This window comes from Hamadaea sp. NPDC050747 (genome assembly GCF_040654195.1).
Lineage (GTDB): Bacteria > Actinomycetota > Actinomycetes > Mycobacteriales > Micromonosporaceae > Hamadaea.
This window is the reverse complement of the sequence record NZ_JBFAHM010000017.1, coordinates 104,661-128,422: the sequence shown is the minus strand read 5'-3', so window position 1 is coordinate 128,422 and position 23,762 is coordinate 104,661. Positions and strand designations below refer to the sequence as shown.

At 72.5% G+C, this 23,762-nt stretch carries 30 protein-coding genes; 12 read left to right on the top strand and 18 right to left on the bottom strand.

Going from position 1 to position 23,762, the window contains the following annotated elements:
- Positions 1 to 921, bottom strand: a complete 921-nt coding sequence (locus AB0H43_RS34220) for a trypsin-like peptidase domain-containing protein (RefSeq protein WP_360006326.1) — start codon at positions 919 to 921, stop codon at positions 1 to 3.
- Positions 918 to 1,241 (bottom strand): CU044_2847 family protein, encoded by a 324-nt coding sequence (locus tag AB0H43_RS34215; RefSeq protein ID WP_360006325.1) that lies wholly within the window; start codon positions 1,239 to 1,241, stop codon positions 918 to 920. Before AB0H43_RS34215 ends, AB0H43_RS34220 begins: the two co-directional genes overlap by 4 nt.
- A gap of 146 nt (positions 1,242 to 1,387) precedes the next feature.
- Here AB0H43_RS34215 and AB0H43_RS34210 point away from each other — a divergent pair, with 146 nt between their 5' ends.
- Positions 1,388 to 2,170: a methyltransferase domain-containing protein gene (locus tag AB0H43_RS34210; protein ID WP_360006323.1), complete on the top strand. Its 783-nt coding sequence runs from the start codon at positions 1,388 to 1,390 to the stop codon at positions 2,168 to 2,170.
- On the opposite strand, the gene AB0H43_RS34205 is transcribed toward AB0H43_RS34210, so the two are convergent.
- Together AB0H43_RS34205 and AB0H43_RS34200 are read right to left on the bottom strand one after the other, a co-directional pair.
- Positions 2,167 to 2,817 carry a response regulator transcription factor gene (locus AB0H43_RS34205; RefSeq protein WP_360006321.1) on the bottom strand — a complete coding sequence of 217 codons (651 nt, stop codon included), beginning with the start codon at positions 2,815 to 2,817 and terminating at the stop codon, positions 2,167 to 2,169. The genes AB0H43_RS34210 and AB0H43_RS34205 overlap by 4 nt on opposite strands.
- The gene (locus AB0H43_RS34200) at positions 2,757 to 4,727 is read right to left on the bottom strand and encodes a sensor domain-containing protein (RefSeq protein WP_360006319.1); all 1,971 of its coding nucleotides are present in this window, start codon (positions 4,725 to 4,727) and stop codon (positions 2,757 to 2,759) included. Before AB0H43_RS34200 ends, AB0H43_RS34205 begins: the two co-directional genes overlap by 61 nt.
- Before the next feature lie 133 nt (positions 4,728 to 4,860).
- On the opposite strand from AB0H43_RS34200, the gene AB0H43_RS34195 reads away from it, so the two are divergent.
- A complete protein-coding gene (locus tag AB0H43_RS34195) occupies positions 4,861 to 5,814 on the top strand; it encodes an ABC transporter ATP-binding protein (RefSeq protein ID WP_360006317.1) in 954 nt (317 codons plus the stop codon).
- Positions 5,811 to 6,542: an ABC transporter permease gene (locus tag AB0H43_RS34190; RefSeq protein WP_360006315.1), complete on the top strand. Its 732-nt coding sequence runs from the start codon at positions 5,811 to 5,813 to the stop codon at positions 6,540 to 6,542. The genes AB0H43_RS34195 and AB0H43_RS34190 overlap by 4 nt, the downstream gene beginning before the upstream one ends.
- 37 nt (positions 6,543 to 6,579) lie before the next feature.
- Here the strand turns inward: AB0H43_RS34190 and AB0H43_RS34185 are convergent, their stop codons facing one another.
- The 3 genes from AB0H43_RS34185 to AB0H43_RS34175 are packed head-to-tail and all read right to left on the bottom strand — an operon-like array spanning position 6,580 to position 8,599.
- Entirely contained in the window at positions 6,580 to 7,167 is a 588-nt protein-coding gene (locus AB0H43_RS34185) for a TetR/AcrR family transcriptional regulator (RefSeq protein ID WP_360006314.1), read from the bottom strand.
- 51 nt (positions 7,168 to 7,218) lie between these two features.
- A complete protein-coding gene (locus AB0H43_RS34180) occupies positions 7,219 to 7,647 on the bottom strand; it encodes an ATP-binding protein (RefSeq protein WP_360006312.1) in 429 nt (142 codons plus the stop codon).
- A complete protein-coding gene (locus AB0H43_RS34175) occupies positions 7,634 to 8,599 on the bottom strand; it encodes an MEDS domain-containing protein (protein ID WP_360006310.1) in 966 nt (321 codons plus the stop codon). The genes AB0H43_RS34180 and AB0H43_RS34175 overlap by 14 nt, the downstream gene beginning before the upstream one ends.
- Before the next feature lie 146 nt (positions 8,600 to 8,745).
- Between AB0H43_RS34175 and AB0H43_RS34170 the strand changes: the two genes are divergently transcribed.
- Both AB0H43_RS34170 and AB0H43_RS34165 read left to right on the top strand, forming a co-directional pair.
- Positions 8,746 to 10,257 carry a histidine kinase gene (locus AB0H43_RS34170; protein ID WP_360006308.1) on the top strand — a complete coding sequence of 504 codons (1,512 nt, stop codon included), beginning with the start codon at positions 8,746 to 8,748 and terminating at the stop codon, positions 10,255 to 10,257.
- On the top strand, positions 10,254 to 10,955 hold the full coding sequence (locus tag AB0H43_RS34165) for a response regulator transcription factor (RefSeq protein ID WP_360006307.1): 702 nt from the start codon (positions 10,254 to 10,256) through the stop codon (positions 10,953 to 10,955). Before AB0H43_RS34170 ends, AB0H43_RS34165 begins: the two co-directional genes overlap by 4 nt.
- Here AB0H43_RS34165 and AB0H43_RS34160 read toward each other — a convergent pair.
- On the bottom strand, positions 10,840 to 11,499 hold the full coding sequence (locus AB0H43_RS34160; protein ID WP_360006305.1) for a DedA family protein: 660 nt from the start codon (positions 11,497 to 11,499) through the stop codon (positions 10,840 to 10,842). The genes AB0H43_RS34165 and AB0H43_RS34160 overlap by 116 nt on opposite strands.
- A 141-nt stretch (positions 11,500 to 11,640) precedes the next feature.
- On the opposite strand from AB0H43_RS34160, the gene AB0H43_RS34155 reads away from it, so the two are divergent.
- The gene (locus AB0H43_RS34155) at positions 11,641 to 11,946 is read left to right on the top strand and encodes a hypothetical protein (RefSeq protein ID WP_360006304.1); all 306 of its coding nucleotides are present in this window, start codon (positions 11,641 to 11,643) and stop codon (positions 11,944 to 11,946) included.
- 4 nt (positions 11,947 to 11,950) lie between these two features.
- Here the strand turns inward: AB0H43_RS34155 and AB0H43_RS34150 are convergent, their stop codons facing one another.
- Entirely contained in the window at positions 11,951 to 12,817 is an 867-nt protein-coding gene (locus tag AB0H43_RS34150) for an NAD(P)-dependent oxidoreductase (protein WP_360006302.1), read from the bottom strand.
- Between the two features lie 48 nt (positions 12,818 to 12,865).
- On the opposite strand from AB0H43_RS34150, the gene AB0H43_RS34145 reads away from it, so the two are divergent.
- Positions 12,866 to 13,285: a MarR family transcriptional regulator gene (locus tag AB0H43_RS34145; RefSeq protein ID WP_360006300.1), complete on the top strand. Its 420-nt coding sequence runs from the start codon at positions 12,866 to 12,868 to the stop codon at positions 13,283 to 13,285.
- Between the two features lie 6 nt (positions 13,286 to 13,291).
- Here the strand turns inward: AB0H43_RS34145 and AB0H43_RS34140 are convergent, their stop codons facing one another.
- Positions 13,292 to 13,816, bottom strand: a complete 525-nt coding sequence (locus tag AB0H43_RS34140) for a hypothetical protein (RefSeq protein ID WP_360006299.1) — start codon at positions 13,814 to 13,816, stop codon at positions 13,292 to 13,294.
- 41 nt (positions 13,817 to 13,857) lie between these two features.
- On the opposite strand from AB0H43_RS34140, the gene AB0H43_RS34135 reads away from it, so the two are divergent.
- Positions 13,858 to 14,349 (top strand): GNAT family N-acetyltransferase, encoded by a 492-nt coding sequence (locus AB0H43_RS34135; RefSeq protein WP_360006297.1) that lies wholly within the window; start codon positions 13,858 to 13,860, stop codon positions 14,347 to 14,349.
- A 7-nt stretch (positions 14,350 to 14,356) separates the two neighbouring features.
- Here AB0H43_RS34135 and AB0H43_RS34130 read toward each other — a convergent pair whose 3' ends face one another.
- The 4 genes from AB0H43_RS34130 to AB0H43_RS34115 are packed head-to-tail and all read right to left on the bottom strand — an operon-like array spanning position 14,357 to position 17,191.
- A complete protein-coding gene (locus AB0H43_RS34130; RefSeq protein WP_360006295.1) occupies positions 14,357 to 14,905 on the bottom strand; it encodes a pyridoxamine 5'-phosphate oxidase family protein in 549 nt (182 codons plus the stop codon).
- Positions 14,906 to 14,915: 10 nt separating this feature from the next.
- Entirely contained in the window at positions 14,916 to 15,473 is a 558-nt protein-coding gene (locus AB0H43_RS34125) for a sigma-70 family RNA polymerase sigma factor (RefSeq protein WP_360006293.1), read from the bottom strand.
- Between the two features lie 2 nt (positions 15,474 to 15,475).
- Positions 15,476 to 16,429 (bottom strand): zf-HC2 domain-containing protein, encoded by a 954-nt coding sequence (locus AB0H43_RS34120; protein WP_360006291.1) that lies wholly within the window; start codon positions 16,427 to 16,429, stop codon positions 15,476 to 15,478.
- Positions 16,430 to 16,444: 15 nt separating this feature from the next.
- Positions 16,445 to 17,191 carry a GvpL/GvpF family gas vesicle protein gene (locus AB0H43_RS34115; RefSeq protein WP_360006289.1) on the bottom strand — a complete coding sequence of 249 codons (747 nt, stop codon included), beginning with the start codon at positions 17,189 to 17,191 and terminating at the stop codon, positions 16,445 to 16,447.
- Positions 17,192 to 17,361: 170 nt separating this feature from the next.
- Here AB0H43_RS34115 and AB0H43_RS34110 point away from each other — a divergent pair, with 170 nt between their 5' ends.
- The gene (locus tag AB0H43_RS34110) at positions 17,362 to 18,387 is read left to right on the top strand and encodes an acyl-CoA desaturase (protein ID WP_360006287.1); all 1,026 of its coding nucleotides are present in this window, start codon (positions 17,362 to 17,364) and stop codon (positions 18,385 to 18,387) included.
- Here the strand turns inward: AB0H43_RS34110 and AB0H43_RS34105 are convergent, their stop codons facing one another.
- Together AB0H43_RS34105 and AB0H43_RS34100 are read right to left on the bottom strand one after the other, a co-directional pair.
- Positions 18,388 to 18,861, bottom strand: coding sequence for a MerR family transcriptional regulator (locus AB0H43_RS34105; RefSeq protein ID WP_360006285.1), 474 nt, complete (start codon positions 18,859 to 18,861; stop codon positions 18,388 to 18,390).
- A 23-nt stretch (positions 18,862 to 18,884) separates the two neighbouring features.
- Complete coding sequence (locus AB0H43_RS34100; protein ID WP_360006283.1) at positions 18,885 to 19,754, bottom strand: SDR family NAD(P)-dependent oxidoreductase; 870 nt, start codon at positions 19,752 to 19,754, stop codon at positions 18,885 to 18,887.
- Positions 19,755 to 19,879: 125 nt separating this feature from the next.
- On the opposite strand from AB0H43_RS34100, the gene AB0H43_RS34095 reads away from it, so the two are divergent.
- Positions 19,880 to 20,056, top strand: coding sequence for a hypothetical protein (locus AB0H43_RS34095; RefSeq protein ID WP_360006281.1), 177 nt, complete (start codon positions 19,880 to 19,882; stop codon positions 20,054 to 20,056).
- Positions 20,057 to 20,088: 32 nt separating this feature from the next.
- On the opposite strand, the gene AB0H43_RS34090 is transcribed toward AB0H43_RS34095, so the two are convergent.
- Both AB0H43_RS34090 and AB0H43_RS34085 read right to left on the bottom strand, forming a co-directional pair.
- The gene (locus AB0H43_RS34090) at positions 20,089 to 21,108 is read right to left on the bottom strand and encodes an ABC transporter permease subunit (protein ID WP_360006279.1); all 1,020 of its coding nucleotides are present in this window, start codon (positions 21,106 to 21,108) and stop codon (positions 20,089 to 20,091) included.
- Complete coding sequence (locus tag AB0H43_RS34085; protein WP_360006277.1) at positions 21,105 to 21,836, bottom strand: ABC transporter ATP-binding protein; 732 nt, start codon at positions 21,834 to 21,836, stop codon at positions 21,105 to 21,107. The genes AB0H43_RS34090 and AB0H43_RS34085 overlap by 4 nt, the downstream gene beginning before the upstream one ends.
- A gap of 120 nt (positions 21,837 to 21,956) precedes the next feature.
- On the opposite strand from AB0H43_RS34085, the gene AB0H43_RS34080 reads away from it, so the two are divergent.
- Positions 21,957 to 23,102: a histidine kinase gene (locus AB0H43_RS34080; RefSeq protein WP_360006275.1), complete on the top strand. Its 1,146-nt coding sequence runs from the start codon at positions 21,957 to 21,959 to the stop codon at positions 23,100 to 23,102.
- A complete protein-coding gene (locus tag AB0H43_RS34075; RefSeq protein ID WP_360006273.1) occupies positions 23,099 to 23,749 on the top strand; it encodes a response regulator transcription factor in 651 nt (216 codons plus the stop codon). The genes AB0H43_RS34080 and AB0H43_RS34075 overlap by 4 nt, the downstream gene beginning before the upstream one ends.
- The last annotated feature ends 13 nt before the right edge of the window (positions 23,750 to 23,762 follow it).

The following is a 23,762-nucleotide window of genomic DNA, read 5'->3' as shown; positions in this document are numbered from 1 at the left end:
TCAGTCCTCTTCGTCCGGTGGCGGCAGCAGCCGCATCGAGACCGCGAGCGCACGAAACTCCCGCAAGGAGATGCTATCGGGATCCTCCCGCTCGGACAGTCGCCGATGGAGGGCCGCGAATCCGCCGTCCGTGTCGAGGGTGGTGGCGATGAGTTCCCGGCAGTCGAGCAGCAGGCGGTGCGTCACGCGTACGCGGAGCCGGATGGCGTCGGGCAGGGCGGCGATCAGTTCCGCTCGGGCCAGCGGGTCCAGCATCGTGGGGACGGCGGCGAGCGCGCGGGCGAGCGTACTGCGGTCGGCGGCGCTGAGCGGCTCGGTGCGGGGTGCGGCGGCCACCGCCGGGACGAGGTCGCGCGGCAGCTGGCGGCGCCAGGCCGCGACTGGGATCATCCAGCCGACGGTTTGCTGGCCGAGCTGGGAACGGGCGACGGTCAGACCGACGATGCGGCCGGCGGCGTCGAACACGCCGGCTCCGCTGAAGCCGCGGTCGACGGCGACGGTGGCGGTCGACAGCCGGTCCAGTTGCCGCCAGCCGGTGACCGGATCGGCCGGGCCGATCAGCCGTGCACGGGCCAGGACCTGCGCGGGAGACTGCGCGGGGTGGCCGATGAGGCGTACGTCGAGTTCGGCGTCGCCGCAGTCGGCCAGGCGGGCGGGCGGCCCTGCCAGCGGCGCCCGCGTGGTGAGCAGCGCCAGGTCGCCTTCGCCGTGCGGGCCGATCGGCACCGACCAGGTGACGTCCACCTCGACAGGCACGCCGGACGGCTCGGCCACGGCCAGGCCGTCGGCCGCCTGCTCGGACACGACGTGCCAGCAGGTCAGCACCCGTCGCGCGGACAGCGCCACGCCCGCGCCGACGATCCGCTCCGGGTCACCGGCCAGCACCCGGACCCGGCCCGGCAGCGTCGGCTGCCCGGTCAATCGCGTCCCGCCACCGGGTTACGCCACACCGCCCGCACGACCAGATGTCCCTCGGCGGTGGTACGCGCGATGAGCGCGCCGGCTTCGGCGGTCAGCGTCAGACCCACCTCGATCTCGAACTCCTCCGGCGCACGGGGCAGGTCGGCCAGCGCCGCGATCGCCGCCTCGAACGCCGGGCGGACCTGGGCGAGGGCGACCTCGAGTTTCTCCTTGGCCGGCTTGGCCCGGCTGAACACGCCGACGCGCTCCAGCCCGCTGTCGTCGCGTTCCTCGACGTAGACGGTCCCGAAGTCGGACTCGAAGCGCAGCAGTTCACCCACGCCCGAAGAGTAGATCACCGTCGACATGAGACCAACCGCCGTTCGCCCGACGTTCGCCGTCTGTCGGAAACCTGATACGGCACGGGTTTCCACTCGCCGGAGTGGATCACTTGCCCGGGACGGCGACCGCTTGGGAGGCTGGGCGCATGACCGCCGCACCCGTTGAGCCGCCGTCCGGCCGGACGTTCGACGACCTGATCGCCGAGGCGGCCGCGGCCGACGTGGACGGCTGGGACTTCTCCTGGCTGGACGGCCGGGCCACCGAGCAGCGGCCGTCGTGGGGTTACCTCCGGCGGATGTCGGAGCTGATGGCTCGCGCGCGGGTGGCCGTCGACGTCCAGACCGGCGGCGGCGAGGTGCTGGCGGAGGTGCCCCGGCTCGCCCCCACCACGTATGCGACCGAGGGCTGGCCGCCGAACCTCGCGCTGGCGCGGCGTACGCTGCAGCCGCTGGGCGTGGCGGTCGTGGAGGCGGCCGAGGACGGCCCGCTCCCCTTCCCCGACGAGACGTTCGACCTGGTGGTCAGCCGTCATCCGAATGTGGTCGGCTGGGGTGAGCTGGCCCGGGTGCTGCAACCGGGCGGGGTCTACTTCAGCCAGCAGATCGGTCCCGGGTCCAACCGGGAGCTGACCGAGTTCTTCCTGGGGCCGCAGACCTACGGTCCGGAACGGGATCCGGCGACGGCCCGGCGGGAACTCGCCGCCGCCGGTCTCGTCCTCGACGACCTGCAGGCCGAGTCGCTGCTGGTCACCTTCGCCGACGTGGGCGCGGTGGTCTACTTCATCCGCAAGGTGATCTGGGCGGTGCCCGACTTCACCGTCGAGAAGTACCACGACACGCTGCTGGCGATGCACGAGCACATCCAGCGGCACGGCCGCTTCGAGTCGCACGCCCAGCGGATGCTCGTGGTGGCGCACAAACCCGCTTAACGGCCGCTGTTCAAGTAGGCCAGCACGGCGAGCACCCGCCGGTTGTCGTCGTCGGACGGGCCGAGCCCGAGCTTGCCGAAGATGGCCGCCGTGTGCTTGCCGACCGCGCCTTCACTCATGAACAGCCGTTGGGCGATCGCCGCGTTGGACCGTCCTTCGGCCATCAGCCCGAGGACCTCCTTCTCCCGGGGCGTCAACTGGTCGACCGGGCTGTCCGGCAGCGCCCGCGTGAGCAGCTTCGCGATGACGTCGGGGTCCATCGCGGTGCCGCCGGCCGCCACGCGCCGGATCGCGTCGACGAACTGAGCCGCGTTGAGCACCCGGTCCTTCAGCAGGTAGCCGACGCCGCCCGAGCCGTCCTCCAGCAGCTCCCGGGCGTACAGCTGCTCGACGTGCTGGGACAGCACCAGGACCGGCAGTCCGGGTGTGCGCCGCCGGGCCTCCAGCGCGATCCGGAGACCTTCGTCGGTGTTGGTCGGCGGCAGGCGTACGTCGACGATCGCCACGTCGGGCTGGTGCTCGGCCAGGGCCGCCGCCAGTTCGGGGCCCGTCTCCGCCGCGGCGACGACGGTGAACCCGTGCGCCGTCAGAAGCTGAACCAGTCCTTCCCGGAGGAGGTAGAGGTCCTCGGCGAGGACGACGCGCATGGCAGCTCCATGATCAGCTCGGTGGGGCCGCCGGGCGGGCTCGACAGCGACACGGTCCCGTCGAAGATACCGAGCCGGCGCGCCAGGCCGCGCAGGCCACTGCCCCGGTCGGGATCGGCGCCGCCGCGACCGTCGTCGCGCACCGTCATGCGCAGCACGTCGCCGTCCCCGGCCGCGCCGCCGTCGGCGGGGAGCAGATCGAGCCGGACCTGGACCGTACGCGCGCGGGCATGCTTCGCCGCGTTGCCCAGTGCCTCGGCCAACGAGAAGTACGCCGCCGCCTCGATCGGTTCGGGCAGCCGCACCGGCAGGTCGATGTCGACGCTCACCACGAGCGGGCTGTCGAGCGCCAGCGCGCGTACGGCGTCGGCGAGGCCGCGTTCGGCGAGCACCGGCGGATGGATGCCGCGGACGACCTCACGGAGTTCGCGTAGCGCCAGCTCGGCCGACTCGCGGGTCTTCGCGGTCAGCTCCTTCGCGGCGGCCGGGTTGTCGTCGATGAGCGCCTCGATCGCGCCCAGGCGCAGGCCCAGCGAGACGAGCCGGGCCTGGGTGCCGTCGTGCAGGTCCCGTTCGATACGCCGCAGCTCGCGGGCGGCGGCGTCGCTGGCGTCGGCGCGCGACAGGGTCAGCTGCTCGACTCGCTGGGCGAGGGCGGTGTCGCCGGCCGGTTGGAGCAGCAGCCGGGTCCAGCGGCCGTGCAGCCGCAACGCGGCGGGCGCGAGCGCGACGCCGAGGGCCGCCAGCGCCAGCCCGGCTGGGATCGCGGCGGCGGGATGACCGAAGAAGGTGCCGTACCAGAAGGTCGCCGGGGAGTCGCTGACGAACAGGTGCACGGTACGCGGCAGGGCCACACCCCAGATGCCGTAGCCGACCAACAGCACCGGGATTCCGGCGATCAGCCCGCCGACCACGGGGTCGATGCCTCGCCACAGCAGCTCACGCCAGGTCGCCGGGTCGGTCTGCATCCAGTGGAACCGCTGGGTCCACAGCGCCAGCCGCGGCGTCTTGTAGAGATGCTTGCCCACCCGGTACAGGCCGTCGGGGCGCTGCACCAACGGCGGCAACGGCCGATAGGGACTGGCGATGGTCACGCCCGACCAGTGCGCCAGCGATCGCCGCCAGTCCGCCAGCCAGCGCAGGTCGGCCTGCGCCCACGGGACGAGGAAGATCAGGCCCAGGCCGTAGCCGAGGACCAGGGCGGCCACGGTCGCCACGAACACCGGGATCGCGATCGCGCTCGTCAGCAGCAGCAGGGCCAGCCGCAGCACCGGGGCGAACGCCTTGGCGGCCCAATCGCGTACCCGATGGTCGGCTCGGACGTCGTGGACGTCGGACCGCAGCACCGGACCACCGAGCATGCGCCGGTGGAACCTCGCGGTCACCCGCAGTGCCGGCGGCGCGAGCGCGAGGCCGGCGACCACGGCGATCGTGGCCAGCACGGACGTGCCGACCGATGCCGGCGGCGCGACCAGCACGACGGCGATCGGCAGTGCCAGCGGCAGCACGCCGAGCAGGCCGACGATCGGCGCGGCGGCCAGCCAGCCGAGGTCCCGCCAGCTCGCGTTGTCGCCCAGCACCCAGTCGATCCGGTCGGCCTGCCGCGGCCACCACAGACGCTTGTACAGCTGGCGGTCCCGCTCATACCAGCCGTCCGCCTGCGGCTGCGGCAGCGGCGGCTCGGGCGCATAGGGCTCGCGGATCTCGATGCCGGTCAGCTCCCGGGTACGCCGCCGGACGCGGCCCGTCAGCCGGCGCACCGCCAGCACCGGGCCGGGAATGAGGAAGACCAGGCCGAGCAGGAACCCGGGCACGAAGACGGCCAGCACCGGAACGAGGCACAGCAGACCGAACAGGCTCAGAGCGTAGAGCTCCAGACCTGCCACGAACGCGCGCCACTGTGCCGTCATGCCCCACAGTCTGGCCGGTCGGCCCGCCGATCCGCACGGGGGCTGGGTCCCCGGTGGGGTAGACCTAGCCCCACCCCAAGCGGAGAGCTGACCGGATACTGGGCGGCGCCGCGGATTCCTAACGTCTTCAGGCATGACAGCCACCCCGAAAGTCCTCGAAGTCACGAACCTGCACAAGCGTTACGGCGAACGGGTCGCCGTCGACGACGTGACCTTCTCCGTCGAGCGCGGTGAGATCTTCGGCATCCTCGGGCGCAACGGCGCCGGCAAGACCACCACCGTCGAATGCGTCGGCGGGCTGCGTACGCCGGACCGCGGCGACATCCGGGTGCTGGGCCTCGATCCGCAGCGCGACCGCGACCGGCTGCGCCGGATCCTCGGCATGCAGCTCCAGGAGTCCAGCCTGCAGGACCGCATCACGGTACGCGAGGCGCTGCAGTTGTTCGCCTCGTTCTACCCGAACCCGGCCCGGCCGGAGCAGCTGCTCGACGACCTCGGACTGGCCGGCTCGGCGAAGACGGCGTACGCGAAGCTGTCCGGTGGGCAGAAGCAGCGGTTGTCGATCGCGCTGGCCCTGGTCGGCAACCCGCGCCTGGCCATCCTGGACGAGCTGACGACCGGTCTCGACCCGCAGGCTCGGCGCGACACGTGGCAGCTCATCTCCGACGTCCGTGCCCGGGGCGTGACGATCCTGCTGGTGACGCACTTCATGGACGAGGCCGAACGGCTCTGCGACCGGGTCGCGGTCATCCATGACGGGCGCGTCGCCGCGCTCGACACCCCGGCCGGGCTCACCGCCCGAGTCGCCACCGGACAGGTGCTGACCTTCCGCGTCGCCCGGCCGGTCTCCCTCGACGGGCTGCCCGGCGTCGAGGCGGTCACCACGGACGGGGAGCAGGTCACCGTGCGGGGCGGCGAGGAGGCCTTGCCGGCCGTGGTCGCCGAACTGGCCCGCCAGGGCTTGGCCCCGATCGGCCTGCGCGTCGAACAGTCCACACTCGACGACGCGTTCGTCCAGCTCACCGCTGATTCGTCCACTGCCGATTCGTCCACTGCCGATTCCGCCGCTGAGGGAGCGATCCGATGAACCCGACCATCTTCCGCACCGAACTGCGGCTCTACTTCCGCGACGTCGCGGCCGTCATCTTCGGCATCCTGCTCGCCCCGGCGATCCTGGCGGTGCTGGGGAGCGTACCGGCGTTCCGGGCGGCCGACCCCGCGCTCGGCGGGCGGACGACCATCTCGATCTACGTCCCGATCATGCTCACCATGGCGGTCGCGATGATCGCGCTGAGCATGCTGCCGGCGCAACTGGCGGCGTACCGGGAACGGGGAATTCTGCGCCGCCTGGCGACCACTCCGGCCAAGCCCCGTGACCTGCTCACCGCGCAGGCGCTGGTGCAGCTCACCGTGCTGGCCATCGGCGTGGTGCTCGTGCTCGGGGTGGGCTGGCTGGCGTACGGGGTCGACCTGCCGGGCAACGCGGCCGCGTTCGTCCTTGGTTTCCTGCTCGTCGCGGCCACCTTGTTCGGCATCGGGCTGCTGCTGGCCACGGCGGGCTCCGCGAAGATGGCGCAGGGCCTCGGGTCGCTGACCTTCTTCCCGCTCATGTTCTTCGCGGGACTGTGGGTGCCCCGGGAGGTGATGCCCGAGACGCTCCAGCGCATCGGCGAATACACCCCGCTCGGCGCGGGCGTCCAGGTCATGCAGGACGCCACGGTCGGTCACTGGCCGCAGCTGCTCCACGTCGTGGTGCTGTGCGCGTACGCCGGGGTGGCGTGGACCGCGGCCGCCCGGTTCTTCCGCTGGTCGTGACCGAGGTCCGAGCCCGCCCGCGCCCTGCCCCGCGCCGCTACCGAACGGTGGCCGCGTCGAGCAGGGCGCGGGCGGTGTCGCGGACGGTCCGCGCGGCGTCGGCGTGGTCGTATCCGGCGACGTCGAGCAGCCAGACCAACGCCTCGATGCCGATCGCCGAGCGGATGGCGATCGCCAGAGCGTGCACGTCGACCGCCGGGTGCGTCGTGCGCAAGGGCGCCAGCGCGTCCTCGACCCAGGCCACCGCGCGGCCCTGCCGCAGTGTCGGCCGTTCCGCTTCCGGCCCCAGGGATACGCGCAACGCAGCGCGAAGTTGATGTTCCCAGGTGAAGTTGTACTCGCAGAACGCCATGACGAACGCGTCGAGCCGGTCGGGCAGGGTGGCCGGCGCGTCCGGGCCGAGCAACGTGTCGGGCGAGATCTCGGGGTGCGCCGCCATCAGCAGCACGCGCTGGTTCGGGAAGTAGCGGTACGCCGTGGTCCGCGAGATGCCGGCCGCCTCCGCCGCCTCCTCGACCTGCGGCGTCTGGCCCTCGGCGAGCAGCCGCCGGGTCGCGTCGACGAGGGCCTGCCGGGTCCGGGCCTTCTGGCCGACCCGGCCGGTCGCCTCATAGGGCATGGACATCGCCATGATCGTACCGCCGAACCCGGATCCCACCCGGCGCAGCGGCCCGGGTCAGCCGAGGGCGAACGCGGCGGTGATCGTGGTGCCGTGATGGTTGGCGATCTCGATGCTGTCGGCGAGCCGCCGGACGATCCAGAGTCCGCGACCGCCCGGTTCGGCCAGCGGAACGCGCTGCGATCCGGCGTCCGGGTCGGCGAGCCCGGGGCCGTCGTCGGCCACCTCGCAGTAGAGCAGGTCGCCGGAGCGCCACAGCCGCAGCCGCCCCCGGCCGCCGCCGTGCCGGACGGCGTTGATCGCCAGTTCGTGGCAGGCCAGCACGATCTCACCGGCCCGCCGGGCGTCCGCGCCCAGCTCCGAGGCGTGCGCGGCGATCGCCGAGCGCAGGGCGTAGAGGCCGGCCGCGTCGAACTGCTGCTCGAGCAGGTCGACCGCGACGGCGGGCCGGTCGCGATCGGGTGGGCGCAGGTCAGGGGAGCTCATCGGCTTCGATCAATCTGAGCCGGACGTCGCCGCCCGGAAAGGAGCCGCCTGGCCGGGCGGACAAGGCGTCGCCTACCGGCCCACGTCCGGAGACCACACCGCCGGACGAGGAGCCGCCAGACAGCGCGGCGCCGGAGTCCTCCACTCCGAGTAGGCGCAACACCGAGGCCGCCATCGGCGAGGCCACGATCGTCATGGTGCGACCGGGCGGCAGCGAGAACGCGGTCTTCGCGATGAGCGTCGCGCAGGCGACGTCGACGAAGTGCAGCTTGGCCAGGTTCAGGTAGAGGTGGCGGTCCAGCCGGACGGCCTCGGAGAGCGCCTGTTCCAGCGCGTCGCGGTGGGTGAAGTCGAGTTCGCCGGCGATGCGTACGCCGGGCGGCCGGTGCTGACGGCAGATCCGCAGCACCGGATCGTCGTGGTACGCCAACGCCGCGACGGTCTTGGCGTGCGACCGGGCGGCGAAGGCCAGCGTCACCGGATCGAACCGGTCCCGGTCGTATTCGCAGATCGCGGTGAGCTTGCCGGAGGTGAACAGGCTGCCCAGCGCGGTCTCGAACTCGGCCAGCCGTTCGACCGCCGGCGTCGGGGCGACCGCCCAGCACATGTCGGCCGAGACACGCAGCCCCGGATAGCCCTGCTCGACCGAGACGGCCAGCTCCGCACCCAGGACGTCGACGACGGGCTGCGCGCCGACGCCCGTCAGGCCGACGTCGCGGCTCGGGGCGATCACCAGCTGCCCGTCCCGGGCGCCGGTCACCTCCCGGCTGACCAGTTCGGCCGCCAGCTGTTCGGCGGACAGGTCCTCGGTGTAGCAGATGATCTTGTCACCCCGATCCAGGCCGTCGGCGACGAACGCGGCCACAATGTCCAGCCGCTCGTCGCGGTCGGAGTACGTCAGGCATGCGTGATCGCCTGGACGCAGCTCGTCGACCGTGATCGGATCCGACACGTTTCTCCCTTCGCCACCGCACCCTCCCATACCCCAGCTACCGCCCCGACCACCCACCCCAAAACCGGAATGGCACATTCCCCAGGGGGCCGCACGAGGCATGCGGGTCCGTCTCACCCTAGCCTCCTGCCCGCTACGGTGGGATCATGCTCAGCCCGGGGCGCGCCCGCTTGCGTGACGGCGTCGGCGCTCTCGTCGTCGCCGTCCTCGTGCTGGTCGGCGGGTGGGACGACTGGGCGCAGCTGCTGCTCGGGCTCGGGCTGACCGCGATCGCGTACGCCGCGGCCCGGCGCGCCCCGGTGTGGACGCTGGCGGCGGGCGCGGCGGCGAACCTCGCGATCCCGATGGGCGCCACGGAGCTGCCGGCCTGGCCGGTGGTGCTGTCGGTCCTCGCCGCGCTGGTAGCGGGGCGCCGGATGAGCCGGACCGTCCCGGCCGCAGCCGTGTTCGGCCTGGTCGCGCTGGCCGGGTTGGCGCTCGCCGCCGGCCTGGGCGACTTGTGGGCCTGGTTCGACGTGCTCGTGCCGCTGATGGTGTTCGCGGTGCTGCCCTGGTGGGCCGGGCAGTACGCCCGGCAGCGAGCCGCGCTCGTGGAAGCCGGGTGGCAGCGGGCCGAACACCTGGAGCGCGAACGGCGGCTGGTCGCCGAGGAGGCCCGGCTGCGGGAACGGGCCCGGATCGCGCGGGACATGCACGACTCACTCGGTCACGACCTCAGCCTCATCGCCATGCGCGCGGGCGCCCTCGAGGTCGATCCCCGGCTGTCGGACGGTCACCGGACCGCCGCCGCCGAGGTCCGCATCGCCGCCGCCGACGCCACCGACCGGCTCCGCGAGATCATCGGGGTGCTCGGCGGCGGAACCGCCGGCCCCGAACCCGCGCCGACCGAGCCGCACGTGCCCGATCTGGCCGACCTCGTCCGGCGTACGCGGGAATCCGGGATGGCCGTGTCGCTCAGTGGCAGTGCGGTCGACGACCTGCCGGCCATGGGACGGCTTTCGGCGTATCGCATCGTGCAGGAGGCCTTGACCAACGCGGCCAAGCACGCGCCGGGCGCGGACGTGACCGTCGACGTGCGGCGCGACGATGACCTCGTCAGGGTGACCGTGCGCAACGGGCCGGGCGGCCCGGCGGCGGTCGAGCCGGGCGGCCGGGGCCTGGTCGGCCTGCGGGAACGTGCGCGGCTGGCGGGCGGCACGCTCCGCGCCGAGCCGCGGGACGGCGGTTTCGAGGTAGTCGCCGAGCTGCCGGTACGCGGCGGCCCGCCACTGCCGGAGCCGCTGCCGCCCGCCCGTGAGTCCGCGCGACGCTCCGTCCGCCGTACGCTCTGGGGCGGTGTAGCCGTGCAGCTCGCGGCGTTCGCCGTGATCGGCGTCATCGTGCTGGGCCTGCGGGTGCATGAGGTCACGACCTCCATCGTCGACGCCGGGGATTACCGAACGTTCCAGCTCGGGCAGCCGCGGGCCGACCTGGAGCTGCCCGCGCACGAGGTCGACGGGCGGCCCGACGTTCCCGAGCCGCCGATCCCGGCCGGCGCGGAATGCGAGTATTACCGCGTGAGCAACGACCTGTTCGGCGGGCCGATCGACGTCTACCGCCTGTGTTTTCGCGACGGGCGGCTCGTCGGCAAGGACCTCGTCCCCGGCCGTGCGCAGTGAACAACCCCGACGCGCCGATTCGATTGCTGGTCGCCGACGACGAGCCGATGTTCCGGTCCGGCGTACGCGCGATCCTGGCCGCCGATCCGGGCATCGAGATCGTCGCCGAGGCGTCCGACGGGCGCGAAGCCGTCGAGCTGGCCACCCGGCATCGGCCGGACGTGGCGCTGCTGGACATCCGCATGCCCAAGCTCGACGGACTGGCCGCGGCCCGCGAGATCCGCCGCGTGCTGCCGCAGACCGCCGTCCTGATGTTGACCACGTTCGGCGAGGACGACTACATCTCCGGGGCGCTGTCGGCGGGCGCCGCCGGCTTCCTGCTCAAGTCCGGCGATCCCCGGGAGCTGTCCGCGGGCGTACGCGCGGCGGCGGAGGGCGCGGCCTTCCTGTCGCCCCGGGTGGCCCAGCGGGTCATCGCCCATCTGGGCGGCGATCAGCTCGGCCGGGTCACCGACGCCCGCGCCCGCATCGGCCAGTTGTCCGAGCGCGAACGGGAGGTGCTCGCCCTGATCGGCGCCGGACTGTCCAATCAGGAGATCGGCGAGCGGCTCTTCGTCGGGGCGGGCACCGTCAAGACCCACGTCAGCTCGATCTTGACCCGGCTCGGTCTGCGTAACCGGGTGCAGGCCGCGATTCTGGCGTACGAGGCGGGGTTGTCGCCGCTCGACGACGGAGGAACCGCACCACCTCCACGGTGATCGTGATCGACACCGCGATCCCGAGGCCCAGCAGCAGTCCGCGCAGCGGGTCGTCCTCGAACGCCCGCCCGCCCAGATATCCGATCAGTCCCGAGTAGAGCGCCCAGGACGACGCGGCGAGCGCGTCGAACAGGGCGAACCTCCGGCGCGGGTACGCCGCCGCCCCGGTCGTCATCGTGGCCGCCGTCCGGCCGCCGGGGATGTATCGGGCGACGACCAGCAGCAGGCCCCCGCGTTCCTGCAGCGCGTTCGACGCCCAGTCGTACGCTGCCCGCCGCTTGCTGCCGGGCGGCATCCGGCGCAGCAGGCCCTGCCCGGCGGTCCGGCCGATCTGGTAGGAGATGTGGTCTCCGGCGAACGCGCCGAGCGCGGCCACGCCGATCACCAGCGCGAGGTTCGGCTGTCCCCCGGCGGCGAGGACGCCGGCGGTGATCACCATCGTCTCGGCCGGCACCACCGGGAAGAACGCGTCCAGCACGGCGACCGCGAACAGCACCAGGTAGACCCAGGGCGAGGAGACCGCCGACTCCAGGATGTGCATCATGCCGTCGACGTTATGGATCTTGGCGGCCGGAATCCCCTGCCGAAGGTCGGCCGCGACCCTGAGCTTCGTCAGGGTCGCCGACCCTGTGGGAAGAGTCTCGCGTGCTTGACCGGGGCACGACGGCGGGCCGACCGTGAGGACATGACCACGCCGGATCTCGACGAAGACATGCCGGCCGACCTCGCCCGGCTGCGCAACCTCATCTCCTGCGAGCTCTACGACCAGTTCTCGCTGCGCCAGGACCACCTCGATCAGGCCGACATCCCGGAGATCGCCTACGCCATCGCCCGCCGCGCCCAGCGCGCCTTCCGCATCGAGTGGTCGCCGCTGTGGCAGGACGACACCGACGACGATCTGGGCAGTCCCGACGCCGCGACGTTCCACGGGTCGGCGACGCCGCCGGAGCGCTATCCGATCTTCGACCACGGCTGGCCGCGCCGGAGCTGATAGGTCAACGCTCGTGGTGAGCGAGCCACGCGGTGTAGTCGGCCACTGCGCGATCCAGGTCGTACTGGGGCTGGAAGCCGGTGTCCGCGCGCAATCGCGTCACGTCCAACGCGGCCTGCGCCTGGCCACCCTCCGCCAGCGCGATCCGGGCCGTGGGCACCACCCGCGAAAGCGCCGCTGCCAGCTCCCGGTTCGAGGTCACGGCACCGCTGCCGATGTTGTACGCCGAATGCCGCAGTTCGGCGGCGAGGGTCAACCGGGCCACGGCGCTGCCGCAGTCCTTGGCGTACAACATGTCGATGGCGTCGTCCGCGGACGCCGTCGGCCGCTCTCCGCGTACGACTTGGTGGACCAAATGGGGCGCGGCGAAGAACGGCGACGCGGCCCGGCCGAGCGGTCCCCAGATCGCGCCCACACGGGCCGTGACCGCCGGGACCTCGCGCTGGACCGCGGCGACCGTCTCCATGATCTTCTTGGCGGCCGGAATGGCGTGCGGGCTCGCCACCGGCAACGGGACATCCTCGCGGTAGAACCCGTCGCCGGGCGTCGTGCCCGCATAGACGCCGATGGTGCTGGCGAGCACGACGCGGTCCACGTTCCACTCGTACGCCGCCCGCAGCACGGTGAACAACGCCAGCGTGTCGGCCCAGAGCTTGTCCAGAGTGGAGCCGTCGCCGAGACCGGCGGCGGCGAGGTGGACGACACGAGTGATCGGATACCGCCGCCCCAGCGCCTGGACGGTCGCCAGGTCGGTGACGTCGACCGGGTTCGGCCCGCTCCGCCGGGCGACGACGACCTCCTCGCCGAGGTCGCGCAGCGCTTGAGTGACGTGCGTGCCGATGAATCCGCCGCCGCCGGTCACGAGGATCATGAGGGATGCTCCACATCGTTAGCCTGCTAACGATCATACACTGAGCGGGTGACCGACGTGATCCGGCTGCTCACCCGCGCCCAGAAGCTGCTGCGTGCCGCCACCGACGCGGCGATGCAGGAACACGGCGTACGCATCGGCCAGAACCTCGTCCTGGAGGTGCTCTGGGAGACCGACGGGCTGACCCCGGGCGACCTGGCCAACCGGCTGGACGTCGCCACCCCGACCGTGGTCAACACGGCCGCCCGGATGGAGGCCGCGGGCCTGCTGGAACGCCGCCGCGACCCGGACGACCGCCGGCTCGTCCGGCTCTACCTCACCCCGAAGGCACGCGCCGCCGAGGAGCCCATCGCCGCAGCCCGGCGGGAGATCGCCGGGCGCGCACTCGCCGGCTTGACCGCCGAGGAGCGCTCACACCTGGAGAGCGCCTTGACGAAAATCGTCGCCGCCCTCACCCCACCCCGCTAACCTCGCCTACGCGCTGAGGGCTTGCGCGATGGTGCTGCTCACCGCGTCGCGCGTCGCGTCGTCGCCGGAGGCGGAGATCACCGACACGTTGCCCGCCCCCGGGGCGGGGGTGGCGCCGCCGGAGACGACGATGACGAACTTCTGGTGCGGGCTCTCCCGCGCGACCGTGGTGACCGTCTCCACCGGCAGCTTCCCGGCCGCGACGATGATCGCGCACTTGCCGAGCACCAGCGTGTTGACGAAGGTACGCCCGTTGGCGACGTCCTGCGGCCCGGCGATGGCCAGGAAGCGGACCTGGCCGAGCGTCTTGAGCGAGGCGTCCTGCATCCCCGCCCACACCGGTTTCACCGCGGCCGAGGTGATCCCGGCCGAGTCGGTCAGCAGGCAGGCGCTGACGTCTCGGTACTGGCGCGCTCGCGGCTCCTCCTCCGCGCGTGGCCACAGCACGACGGCAGCGATCACGATGAGGACCACACCCAGGCCGGCCAGCCAGTACCAGCGGCGTACGCCGTCGAACATGCGCGCGAACATGCGCGGAAGGATAACGGTTCCCGCCCCGGTAATGTCAGTCTGTGATCATTCGAGATGCCGTCGCCGGGGATTGGCCGCAGATCTGGCCGTTCTTCTCCGCGATCGTCGCCGCCGGGGAGACGTACGCGTACCCGGAGGATCTGACGCCGGAGTCAGCGCGCCCACTGTGGATGGAGGCGCCGCCCGCGCAGACGGTCGTCGCCGTCGACGAGGACGGCACGGTGCTCGGCTCGGCGAAGTTCGGGCCGAACCGGCCGGGCCGGGGCGCCCACATCGCGACCGCGAGCTTCATGGTGAACCCGGCCGCGCAGGGCCGCGGGGTCGGCCGGGCGCTCGGCGAGTACGCACTGGCCTGGGCGCGAGCACAGGGCTACCACGGCATGCAGTTCAACGCCGTGGTGGCGACCAACGAGCCGGCCGTCCACCTGTGGCAGGCGCTCGGCTTCCAGATCATCGGCACCGTGCCGGACGCGTTCCGGCATCCGACGCATGGGCTGGTCGGCCTGCACGTGATGTACCGGCCACTCCAGTAGGAACGCGTCACTCCAGGGGGCGGTCGAAACGCCACCGCGTCGCGCCATAGGGTTCGGCGGTCGCCACCCCGACGACGGTGTGGATGGTGAACTTGTACACGTGCCACGGCGGCGGCCCCGCGCTCGGCGCGCTGTACGCGGCGGTCAGCGCGTCGCCGTCCACTTCGCAGGGCCAGCCGCCCACCCGGTAGCCCTCGGCGACCCGCTCCAGCGTCTCCGGGTCGGTCAGCCGGGCGGCGACGCCTTCGAGGACGACGTCGATGCCGGGTAGCCGGGCCGAGATCGTGCACATCGGGTTCCGGGCGAGGTCGCGCGCCTTGCGGGCGGCGGGGCTGCTGGTGAAGTACATGGCTCCGTCGAGCCATTGCGCGCCGACGCCCGCGGCGTGGGGCGTACCGTCGGGCCGCGCGGTGCCCAGGAAGTGGGTGATCTCCGGACCGGGCACCGCCGCCAATGCGTCCCGGGCGCGTGCCCAGTCCAGCGGCGGGCTGCCGTAGCGGTCGAGGTTGGCGGTGTCCGCCGGAGCCGGTTCACCGTTCATGGCCGGGCTGCTCATGAGCCAGACGCTAGTCGATGATCCCCTCGGCCTTGAGCAGGTCGGCGAGGTGGGCGAGTCCGACGCGCAGCCGTGACTTGGCAGTGCCCTCCGGAATGCTCAGGTCGCGGGCCACCTCGCGGTAGGTGCGCTCGTGGAAGTACGCCAACGTCACGGCCTCCCGCTGGGGGGCGGGTAACGCCTGGACTGCAGCGCGTACCGCCTTCACCTCGGTCTGCCACAGGATGCCCTCGTCCACCGCCGCTTCGGCGATTTCCGGAGAGGCGGCCGCGGTCTGGTAGCGCCGCCTTGTCTCGGTACGCCGAATCCAGTCGAGCGCCCGGCCCCGGGTGGTCACGCACAACCACGTACGCAGCGATCCGCGCCCGGGGTCGTACGCCTCCGGCCGCTCCCACAGGTGGACGAAGACGTCCTGGGTGACGTCCTGTGCCCCGGACCGGTCGCCGGTGATCCGGACCGCCATGGAGTACACCAGCGCCGACCAGCTGTCGTAGATCTCGGCGAGCGCGTCGTCGTCCCCGCCGACGAGTCGTTCACGCAGTCGTGCGTCCGAGTCCCCCGTCCGCACCGTCAGTCACATCCCAGGGTGGCGGCGACTCGCAGGACCAGTCCGGCCAGGCGATGATCGCCCTCGATCGCGGACGCCACGGTCTCCGGCGGGCGGCGGTTGGCGACGAGCCGGGCGAAGGTGACCGCGTCGGCCTGGACGGTGAACGGACCCAGCGGCAGCTCCCATTCGCCCCCGGCCGGCCCGGTGAGCACCAGCCGGCCGGTTCCCGGCTGGTCCACGCCGTGCGCCGCCAGGGCTCCAGGCAGCAGCCCGACCGCCAGCGAGACGATCCGCCGGACCTGCTCGGGCGGCGGCTGGCTGAGCCGGCGGCCGACCTGCTCGCTGATGTCGTCGAGGTGGATCCACGTCTCGAAGGCGCGCTGCACCAATGCGTCGCGCAGCGGACCGCGCCCGGGGCCGTCCCGCCCGGCGAGGGAGACGTCCCGATCCAGGTCCTCCTCGGAGGTGAGACCACGGACCAGGGTGTCGGCCTGGGCCCGCCAAGCTTCGTGGACAGCCGCCCCGGCGGCCGTCTCGTGGCGGCGAGACAGTTCGGGCAGCTTCGTCACCGGCAGCGTGAGATCGGTGGCGAGCATGGCGTCGTTGCGGGTCAGGTGGACCATCAGCCCGGCGAGGTCGTGGTGCCGGGGGTCGGGCGTACGCCAGTCGGCCTGGTTCAGCCCGCGCAGCGCCCGGTCGAGCAGCGCGACCTGGCTCGCGTACGCCTCGACGAGGGTCCGCAGGAGCACCGGCGGGCGGCGGCTGCGCGCACGGTCGAGGATCTGTCCACGTAGTCCGGGGGGTGGCTCCATGACGTGCTCGATTCCCAGCCAGGCCGAGGCGGCGCGCAGCTGCCAGGCCGCCGCCGAACAAGGGGCGCACCGGGCGAGGTGCGCTTCGATCGCGGCTGCTTCGTCGCCGTCACAGGCATCGAGCGCCCACGCCCCGAGGGAATCAGCTACATGTGCATCCATGGCTACCCCCGGAGGCTACCGTCCGGCCCGATCGGGGCCAACCGCCGATCGGGTCGCGAAGGCGAACCGGTGCGGGTCCACGTCCACGAAGTGGTACGCCGGCAGCGGCCCCACGATCTCGATCCGCAGCCGCTGTCCGGTGACGAGCCGCGTGAGCCCGGCCGCGGTCCGGATGAAGTCGCGTTCGCGCTCCCGCCGGACCAGGTACGCCTGCCCCATGGCGGCCGGGCGCTGATGGCTGCGTACGGCGTGCGGAGCCAGCTCCGCGTGCATGTGGGTCCACAGCTCGCCCCGGGGCCGTTCCGGACGGCGGCGGCAGAGCCGGCCCGGTCCGTTCACCGGCCGGACCGGTTCCGCTGAGGAGAGCCGGTCCTCGGCGATCCGCACCTGCCACTCGGTCGCCTCGCGGATCCGGGTGAAGGCGTCGGCGAGCCACGCCCGTTCGGCCCGGAGCATGCCGACCAGCCCGGCCCGGGTCGCGTACAACCCGCCGAAGCGCATCGGCAGGACCGGGGCCCGGTTGAACACCGCGTGCACGACCTGGTCGTGCGTACGCACGGCGCGGGCGAGCCAGCCGTCCTCGGTCAAGTCGGCGCCGGACAGCGCCAGGTCGAAGGGCGCCGTGTCCACCTCGGACGCCACCGCCGCGTACTCGCCGTCCCGGACGATCTGCACCGGCGTCCGGTCGATGCCCGGCGGCAGCACCAGGCCACCGGCGTCCGCCGGGTTCACGAATGCGTACAGGTACCACCCCACGTTCATGACCGCTCCCCTCCAGCGTCCCGCCGTGCCCCACCTACACCTGGTACGCACGCCGCAGGCGAGCGGATGAAGCTGCAGCGAGCACGAGCAGACAGACTGGGGGCAGCCCCACCCCGGGTCCGGGGGTCAGCGGGATTCTGCCGGAAGCGCCCGCCCACGAGGCTGGGATCATGACTGACACGACGGCCCCCGCCCGTCCGGCCACCTTCCGCGGCAGTGACTTCGCCCGCCTGTCCGACCGGATCAAACGGGCCGGTCTGCTGGATCGGCGACCCGGCTACTACACCCTGCGCATCGGGCTGGTGATCGCGGCGTACGCCGGCGCCTGGGCCGCCTTCGCGGTCCTCGGCGACTCCTGGCTCCAGCTGCTCGTCGCGGTCGCCCTCGCCGCGGTGTTCGCCCAGGTCGCCCTGGTCGCCCACGATCTGGCCCATCGCCAGGTGTTCAGCACCCGGCGGGCGAGCGAGGTCGCCGGTCTGCTCGCGGGCAACCTCGGCATCGGCATGAGCTACGGCTGGTGGATGGACAAGCACACCCGCCACCACGCCAACCCGAACCACGAGGATCACGATCCGGACGTCTCCCCCGACATCCTCATCTGGTCCACCGATCAGGCGCGGTCGGCCCGCGGCGTGGCCCGCTTCGTCGGGCGGATCCAGGGGTTCCTGTTCTTCCCGCTGCTGCTCCTGGAAGGGCTCAACCTGCACGTCTCGGGCGCCCGAGCGCTGCGTAAGGGCGGCATGCGGCACCGGGCGGCCGAGATCGTGCTGTTCGTCGTGCACTTCGCGGCGTACCTGGGCGCGGTGTTCACCGTGCTGCCGCTGGGCAAGGGGCTGGCCTTCATCGCGATCCACCAGGCCGCCTTCGGGCTCTACCTCGGCTGCACGTTCGCCCCGAACCACAAGGGCATGCCGATGGCGACCGACGACCTCGACTTCCTGCGCAAGCAGGTGCTGACCTCTCGCAACGTCACCGGCGGCCCGGTGCTCGACGTCGTGCTCGGCGGGCTGAACCACCAGATCGAGCACCACCTGTTCCCGAGCATGCCGTCGGCGAACCTGCGGCGCGCCAAGCCGATCGTGCGCCGGTTCTGCGCCGAGAGCGGCGTGCCCTACGAGGAGTGCGGCCTGTTCCGCTCCTACGCGATCGCGCTGCGCCACCTGCACGCGGTCGGCCGGCCGCTCCGCGAGGCCTGATCAGACCTCGGCCGGACCGGTCTCACCGCCGTAGGTCGCGATCTTGTACTCGGTCGCGGCCAGCGACAGGTGCAGTTCCCGGATGCGGCGGCGGATGATGTCCCGGTGCTCGAGCAGCATGTCCAGCCGCTCGGGCACCGTGTCCGGTCCGGCGTCGACCAGCTCGATGTAGTGCTGCAGGTCGCGCATGGGCATGCCGGACAGCCGCATCCGGGTCAGGAAGACCAGCCGCCGGACGGCCTCGGCGTCGTAGACGCGGTAGCCGTTCGCGTCGCGGGCCACCTCGACCAGGCCCGCCCGTTCGTAGTAGCGCAGGGTGTGCGGCGAGATGTCCAGCAACTCGGCCACCTCGGTGATCGCCATCGCCGCCGGAACGTCACCGGGGCCGGTGAGCCGGTGGATGGCCTCGACCGACAGCGGGTCGTCCTCGCCGAAAGTCTCCAGCACCCGCGTCATGAGGTCTTCGGTAGCCATGATCGAAAGCCTAGTCCGACGGCTCAGACCGGACGGGTCGACAGCGGGACGTCGGCGAAGTCGGCGCTGCGGGCGGTGTCCGCCCAGCGGTCGACCTCGGCCAGCCCGCGCCGGTAGGCGCCGGAGATCCGCTCGACCGCCTCCCGTCCCAGCGGCAGCCGGAGCGGCAGCGGCCCGCCGTGCACGAGCGACACGATGATCTCGGCGGCCCGATCCGGGTCGCCCTCCTGACGGCCGTCGGCCCCGGCCATGTCGGCGCGGACGGCCGCCAGGACCTCGGCGTACGCGTTGGAGGAGCCGGCGAATTCGAGGGTGTCGCCGGAATTGAAGTCGGTCCGGAACCGGCTCGGTTCGACGATCATCACGCGTACGCCGAACGCCGCGACCTCGCCCGCCAGCGCCTCGGACCAGCCTTCCAGCGCGAACTTCGACGCCGAGTACGCCGCCACGCCGGGAAACGACGTCCGGCCGCCCTGGCTGCTCATCTGGACGATGGCACCGGAGCCCTGGCGGCGCATGACCGGCAGCACCGCCCGGACGAGGGCGGCCGGGCCGAACAGGTGCAGGTCCATCAGCTCGCGCAGCTGGGCGTCGGAGACCTCCTCGACCGCACCGACGACGGCCCGGCCCGCGTTATTGGCGAGCACGTCGACTCGGTCGAACCGCTCGACGGCGGCCTGGACGAGCCCGGCGGCGGCGGTGACGTCCCGCGCGTCGTACTTCTCGGCCACGAACGTGTCCGGATACTTCGCCGCCAGGTCGGCCAGGCTGTCCGGCCGCCGGACGGCCGCGACCACGATGTCTCCGTCGGCCAACGCCTTCTCGGCGAGCGACCGCCCGAAGCCGCGGGAGGCGCCGGTGATGATCCAGGTCAAGCTCTGCGTCTGTGTCATGAGGGCGACGCTATGGTTTCGAGCGCGCTCGAACGCAAACCTCCAGCGGGGCGATTGTGACCAGGACCACCCGAAAATGCGATCTTGCACGATTATGCGAAGCCCGCCCCGGGTATGGACGGGCCATGATCCCCGAGCCTGGCCAGACCATCGTCGCCGACCGACCCCGGAACGACTCCACTGACCAGCGGCCTCGTGACTTCGCCGAGGTCGCCGACGCCGGAGACCACCTGTCGCCCTGCCACACCCTGAACCACACGGACCAGGACTGCTCCGGGCGGCACCAGGTCGGTCTCACCTGACCCGGCGCCGCCGGAGCGCGACATCAGAGCAGTCAGGCGCGGCGGCCGATCCGCCACCAGCCCACCGCGGCCGTCAGCGCCGCCAGTCCCAGCAGGAGCAACGACTCCAGCAGTTGGAACGGCCAGTACCGCCGATTGGGCTGGTACGCCACGTCGACGTGCAGGTTGTGCGCGGCAAGGCAGTCGGCCGCCGCACCGAAGGTGCCGCCGCTGCCCACCGCGTCCGCCTTGCCGGGCGCGATGCAGTCGCCGAACACGCCCGGGTCGAGCGTGCTGCCGTCGGGCGTACGCAGATCGGTGACCGAGGTGACCCAGGCGTCCGGCACCGTCAGGCCGCGTACCGACGGCCGGTTGGTCAAACCGCCTAATCCCCGCAGTTCGTTGATGGCCGGCACGGTCATCGCCCGGCTTTCCGTCATGGGCGGCATCAGATGCGGGCGTACGCCGTTGGCCAGCACGAACTGCGTGACGATCACCAGCAGCCCGGTCAGCGCCATCGCGGGCACGGTACGCCGCACGAGCAGCCCGAGAACCGCTCCGACGGCGAAGGCGAAGACGGCGTACGCGATCGGCACGAGGTTTCGCGCCCCGAAGACGATCGTGGTGAACCGGTCCCCCGCTGCCGTGTCGACCGGGCTCGCCGCCCAGGTCAACGCGAGCGTCAGCAGGCCGGCGGTGACGACGACGGCCGACGCGACCACCAGCAGCTTGACCGTGAGCCACCGCCGCCGGCGGATGCTCTGACTCCACACGAGCCGATGCGTGCCGGCCTCGAACTCCCGGGCGATCAGCGGCGCGCCCCAGAACATGCCGATCAGGGCGGGCACGAGCAGCACGCCCGCGTCGACGAACAGCAACGTGTTCATGTGCTCGGCGGCGTACTGCCGCAGCGCGTCGGCGCATCCGGCCGCGTCGGCGCAGGTCGCGAGGTACGCACGACGGGACTGCCGAAGGCGTACCCCCAGGAGGAGCAGCGGGACCACGGCCGCGACCAGGGCGATCAGCCCGGCCAGCGCGGACGTCCGGAATTGCCGCCAGCTGAGCCAGATCATCGGGTTCCTCCCATGTAACCGAGCGCGATCTCCTCCAGGTGGCCGGGGCCGCGGCCGTGCTGCGCGAGGATGTCGCGAACCTCGCCCGCGAGCTGGACCCGGCCGTCCCGCAGCAGCACCAGATAGTCGCAAGCGCGCTCCACATCGGACATCAGATGTGAGGACAGCACGGCGCTCGCGCCGAGGTCGGCGACGAACTCCACGAGGCTCGCCATGAACGCGTTGCGGGCCAACGGATCCAACGCCGCCGCCGGTTCGTCGAGCACGAGCAGGTCGGGCCGTTTGGCGGCGGCCACGGTCAGCGCCAGCTGCGCGCGCTGACCACCGGACAGCCGACCGGCGCGCTGGGCCGGGTTCAGGCCGAGCTGATCGATGCGCCGCCGCGCCAGCGCCGCGTCCCAGCGCGGGTTGAGCCGCTCGCCGAGCCGCAGGTGCTCGCCGACGGTCAGACCCGCGTAGACCGGCGTGTCCTGCGCGACGAAGCCGACGGCGGCCGGGTCCGCGCCCGGACGGCGGCCGAGCACCGTCAGCTCGCCCGCGCTCGGCTCGATCAACCCGCAGATGAGCTGCAACAACGTGGACTTGCCCGCGCCGTTCGGGCCGACCAGGCCGACGATGCGGCCCGCCGGGACGGCCAGGTGACAATCGGCCAGCGCGGTTCGCCGGCCGTATCGTTTGGTGAGGGCCGTGGCCCGCAATGCCTCGGGGGGCTGTGCTGCTGATGACATGCCGCCCAGCCTGGGTCGCCGCCGGGTCCGCGCGCATCGGCCCGAAGAAGGGGTACGCCCAGCGGCGAACCCTACTTTCGGCGGTGACGGCGCAGTTCACGGCGTCGGTAGCGTAGGCGCGTGACTACCTGGGAGCAGTTCGAACGACGCGTCGTCTCCGCGGCGAACGTGGCCTTGGCCGCAGCGTTGACCCTCATCCTGGCGGTGGTGGCGCTCGCCGTCGCCGTCACGTGGGGCGGCCGGTCCGCGCTGTTCGGGCTGGCGACAGGCGCCGCGGCCGGAGCTTTCGCACTGGCGCGGGATCGGTTGCCCGGCCTGGCCGCCGCGGTGGGCGCGCTCGGCCTCGCCGCGGTCGCGGTGCCGATCGCGGCCGCCGCCGAACTGCCCCGCGAGCCCGGCCCGGCGATGATCCTGGCGCTGTCGGTGCTGGTGGGCTCGGCGATCCGGCGACGGTCCGCGGTGTGGGCGATCGCGCTGACCATCGCGTACGCGGTCATCGTGGTCGGCAGTGATCTGCTCGCCCCGGCGGCCTCGTCCGACGCGATAACGTGGCTCGCCGTGCTCGGGTGGCTCGGCGCGGTGGCGGCCGGATTGAGTCTGCGCCTGGTCGATCTGCGCCGCCGGTTCGCCCTCGACCAGGTACGCCGGGACGAGCGCGTGGCGCTGGCCCGGGAACTGCACGACGTCGCCGCGCATCACCTGACCGGCATCGTCGTGCAGGCCCAGGCGGCGCAGATCGTCGCGCGTACGCGACCGGCGGAGGTCGCCGGCGCGCTGGCCGAGATCGAGTCGGCGGCCGGCGACGCGCTGACGGCCACCCGGCGGGTGGTGGGCGTCCTGCGGGACTCCGGTGACGCTGCGCCGATCACGTCGCAGCCCGAGAGCCTGGCCGAGCTGGTTCGCCGGTTCCCCGGCCCGGCCGTCGACCTGCGTACGCCGCCAGGGCTGGAGATCGGTGCGGCCGGGCCGCCCGAGTTGGCCGCCACCGTCTATCGCATCGTCCAGGAGTCGCTGACGAACGTGGCTCGCCACGCTCCGGCCGCCCGCCGGGTCTCCGTCGCCGTGTCGGCCGCCGACGGACTCGTCACGGTGCTGGTCTCCGATGACGGCCCGCCCGGTCCACCGTCCACTGGGGACGGTCACGGCCTGCTCGGGATGCGGGAACGAGTCGAGGCCCTCGGCGGCACTCTCGACGCCGGTCCAGGTCCGGTCGGCGGCTGGATCGTCCGCGCCGTCCTGCCGGGGCCGAGCCGGGGTGCGGCGTGACCATCAGCGTCCTGATCGCCGACGACCAGGCGATGGTTCGCAGCGGGCTTCGGCTGATCTTGTCCGACCAGCCCGACATCCGCGTCGTCGGCGAGGCGGCCGACGGGGTCGACGCGATCGAGCAGGCCCGGCGGCTACGGCCGGACGTGTGCCTGGTCGACATCCGGATGCCCCGCCTGGACGGGCTCGCCGTGACCCGGGCGCTGGCCGGGCCCGGCGTCGCCGCGCCGCTGCGGGTCGTCGTGGTGACCACGTTCGACCTCGACGAATACGTCTACGGGGCGCTGCGTGACGGCGCGGCCGGCTTCCTGTTGAAGGACTCCGGCCCGGCGCTGCTGGCCGAGGCGGTGCGGGCGGCCCACGCCGGCGACTCCCTCATCTCACCGTCGATCACCGTACGCCTGCTGCGGCACCTCACCGCGTCGACGCCGGTCGACCCGGTCAAGCCGTGGCGCAAGCTGTCCGACCGCGAGCTGGACGTCGTCCGGGCGATCGCCCGGGGCCTGACCAATCAGGAGATCGCCGCCGAGCTGTTCATCTCACTGAGCACGGTGAAGAGTCACGTCTCGGGCATTCAGACCAAACTCGGCGTACGCAATCGCGTCGAGATCGCGGCGTGGGCCTGGCAGACGCGTCTGGTCTCCTAGTCCCGCCGTGTTC

Excerpts from the sequence above, each read along its gene's own strand:
- AB0H43_RS34210 (WP_360006323.1), top strand. The coding sequence starts at position 1,388 with ATGACCGCCGCACCCGTTGAGCCGCCGTCCGGCCGGACGTTCGACGAC.
- AB0H43_RS34205 (WP_360006321.1), bottom strand. The coding sequence starts at position 2,817 with ATGCGCGTCGTCCTCGCCGAGGACCTCTACCTCCTCCGGGAAGGACTG.
- AB0H43_RS34200 (WP_360006319.1), bottom strand. The coding sequence starts at position 4,727 with ATGACGGCACAGTGGCGCGCGTTCGTGGCAGGTCTGGAGCTCTACGCT.
- AB0H43_RS34195 (WP_360006317.1), top strand. The coding sequence starts at position 4,861 with ATGACAGCCACCCCGAAAGTCCTCGAAGTCACGAACCTGCACAAGCGT.
- AB0H43_RS34190 (WP_360006315.1), top strand. The coding sequence starts at position 5,811 with ATGAACCCGACCATCTTCCGCACCGAACTGCGGCTCTACTTCCGCGAC.
- AB0H43_RS34185 (WP_360006314.1), bottom strand. The coding sequence starts at position 7,167 with ATGTCCATGCCCTATGAGGCGACCGGCCGGGTCGGCCAGAAGGCCCGG.
- AB0H43_RS34180 (WP_360006312.1), bottom strand. The coding sequence starts at position 7,647 with ATGAGCTCCCCTGACCTGCGCCCACCCGATCGCGACCGGCCCGCCGTC.
- AB0H43_RS34170 (WP_360006308.1), top strand. The coding sequence starts at position 8,746 with ATGCTCAGCCCGGGGCGCGCCCGCTTGCGTGACGGCGTCGGCGCTCTC.
- AB0H43_RS34160 (WP_360006305.1), bottom strand. The coding sequence starts at position 11,499 with ATGATGCACATCCTGGAGTCGGCGGTCTCCTCGCCCTGGGTCTACCTG.
- AB0H43_RS34155 (WP_360006304.1), top strand. The coding sequence starts at position 11,641 with ATGACCACGCCGGATCTCGACGAAGACATGCCGGCCGACCTCGCCCGG.
- AB0H43_RS34150 (WP_360006302.1), bottom strand. The coding sequence starts at position 12,817 with ATGATCCTCGTGACCGGCGGCGGCGGATTCATCGGCACGCACGTCACT.
- AB0H43_RS34140 (WP_360006299.1), bottom strand. The coding sequence starts at position 13,816 with ATGTTCGCGCGCATGTTCGACGGCGTACGCCGCTGGTACTGGCTGGCC.
- AB0H43_RS34130 (WP_360006295.1), bottom strand. The coding sequence starts at position 14,905 with ATGAGCAGCCCGGCCATGAACGGTGAACCGGCTCCGGCGGACACCGCC.
- AB0H43_RS34120 (WP_360006291.1), bottom strand. The coding sequence starts at position 16,429 with ATGGATGCACATGTAGCTGATTCCCTCGGGGCGTGGGCGCTCGATGCC.
- AB0H43_RS34115 (WP_360006289.1), bottom strand. The coding sequence starts at position 17,191 with ATGAACGTGGGGTGGTACCTGTACGCATTCGTGAACCCGGCGGACGCC.
- AB0H43_RS34110 (WP_360006287.1), top strand. The coding sequence starts at position 17,362 with ATGACTGACACGACGGCCCCCGCCCGTCCGGCCACCTTCCGCGGCAGT.
- AB0H43_RS34105 (WP_360006285.1), bottom strand. The coding sequence starts at position 18,861 with ATGGCTACCGAAGACCTCATGACGCGGGTGCTGGAGACTTTCGGCGAG.
- AB0H43_RS34100 (WP_360006283.1), bottom strand. The coding sequence starts at position 19,754 with ATGACACAGACGCAGAGCTTGACCTGGATCATCACCGGCGCCTCCCGC.
- AB0H43_RS34095 (WP_360006281.1), top strand. The coding sequence starts at position 19,880 with ATGATCCCCGAGCCTGGCCAGACCATCGTCGCCGACCGACCCCGGAAC.
- AB0H43_RS34090 (WP_360006279.1), bottom strand. The coding sequence starts at position 21,108 with ATGATCTGGCTCAGCTGGCGGCAATTCCGGACGTCCGCGCTGGCCGGG.
- AB0H43_RS34085 (WP_360006277.1), bottom strand. The coding sequence starts at position 21,836 with ATGTCATCAGCAGCACAGCCCCCCGAGGCATTGCGGGCCACGGCCCTC.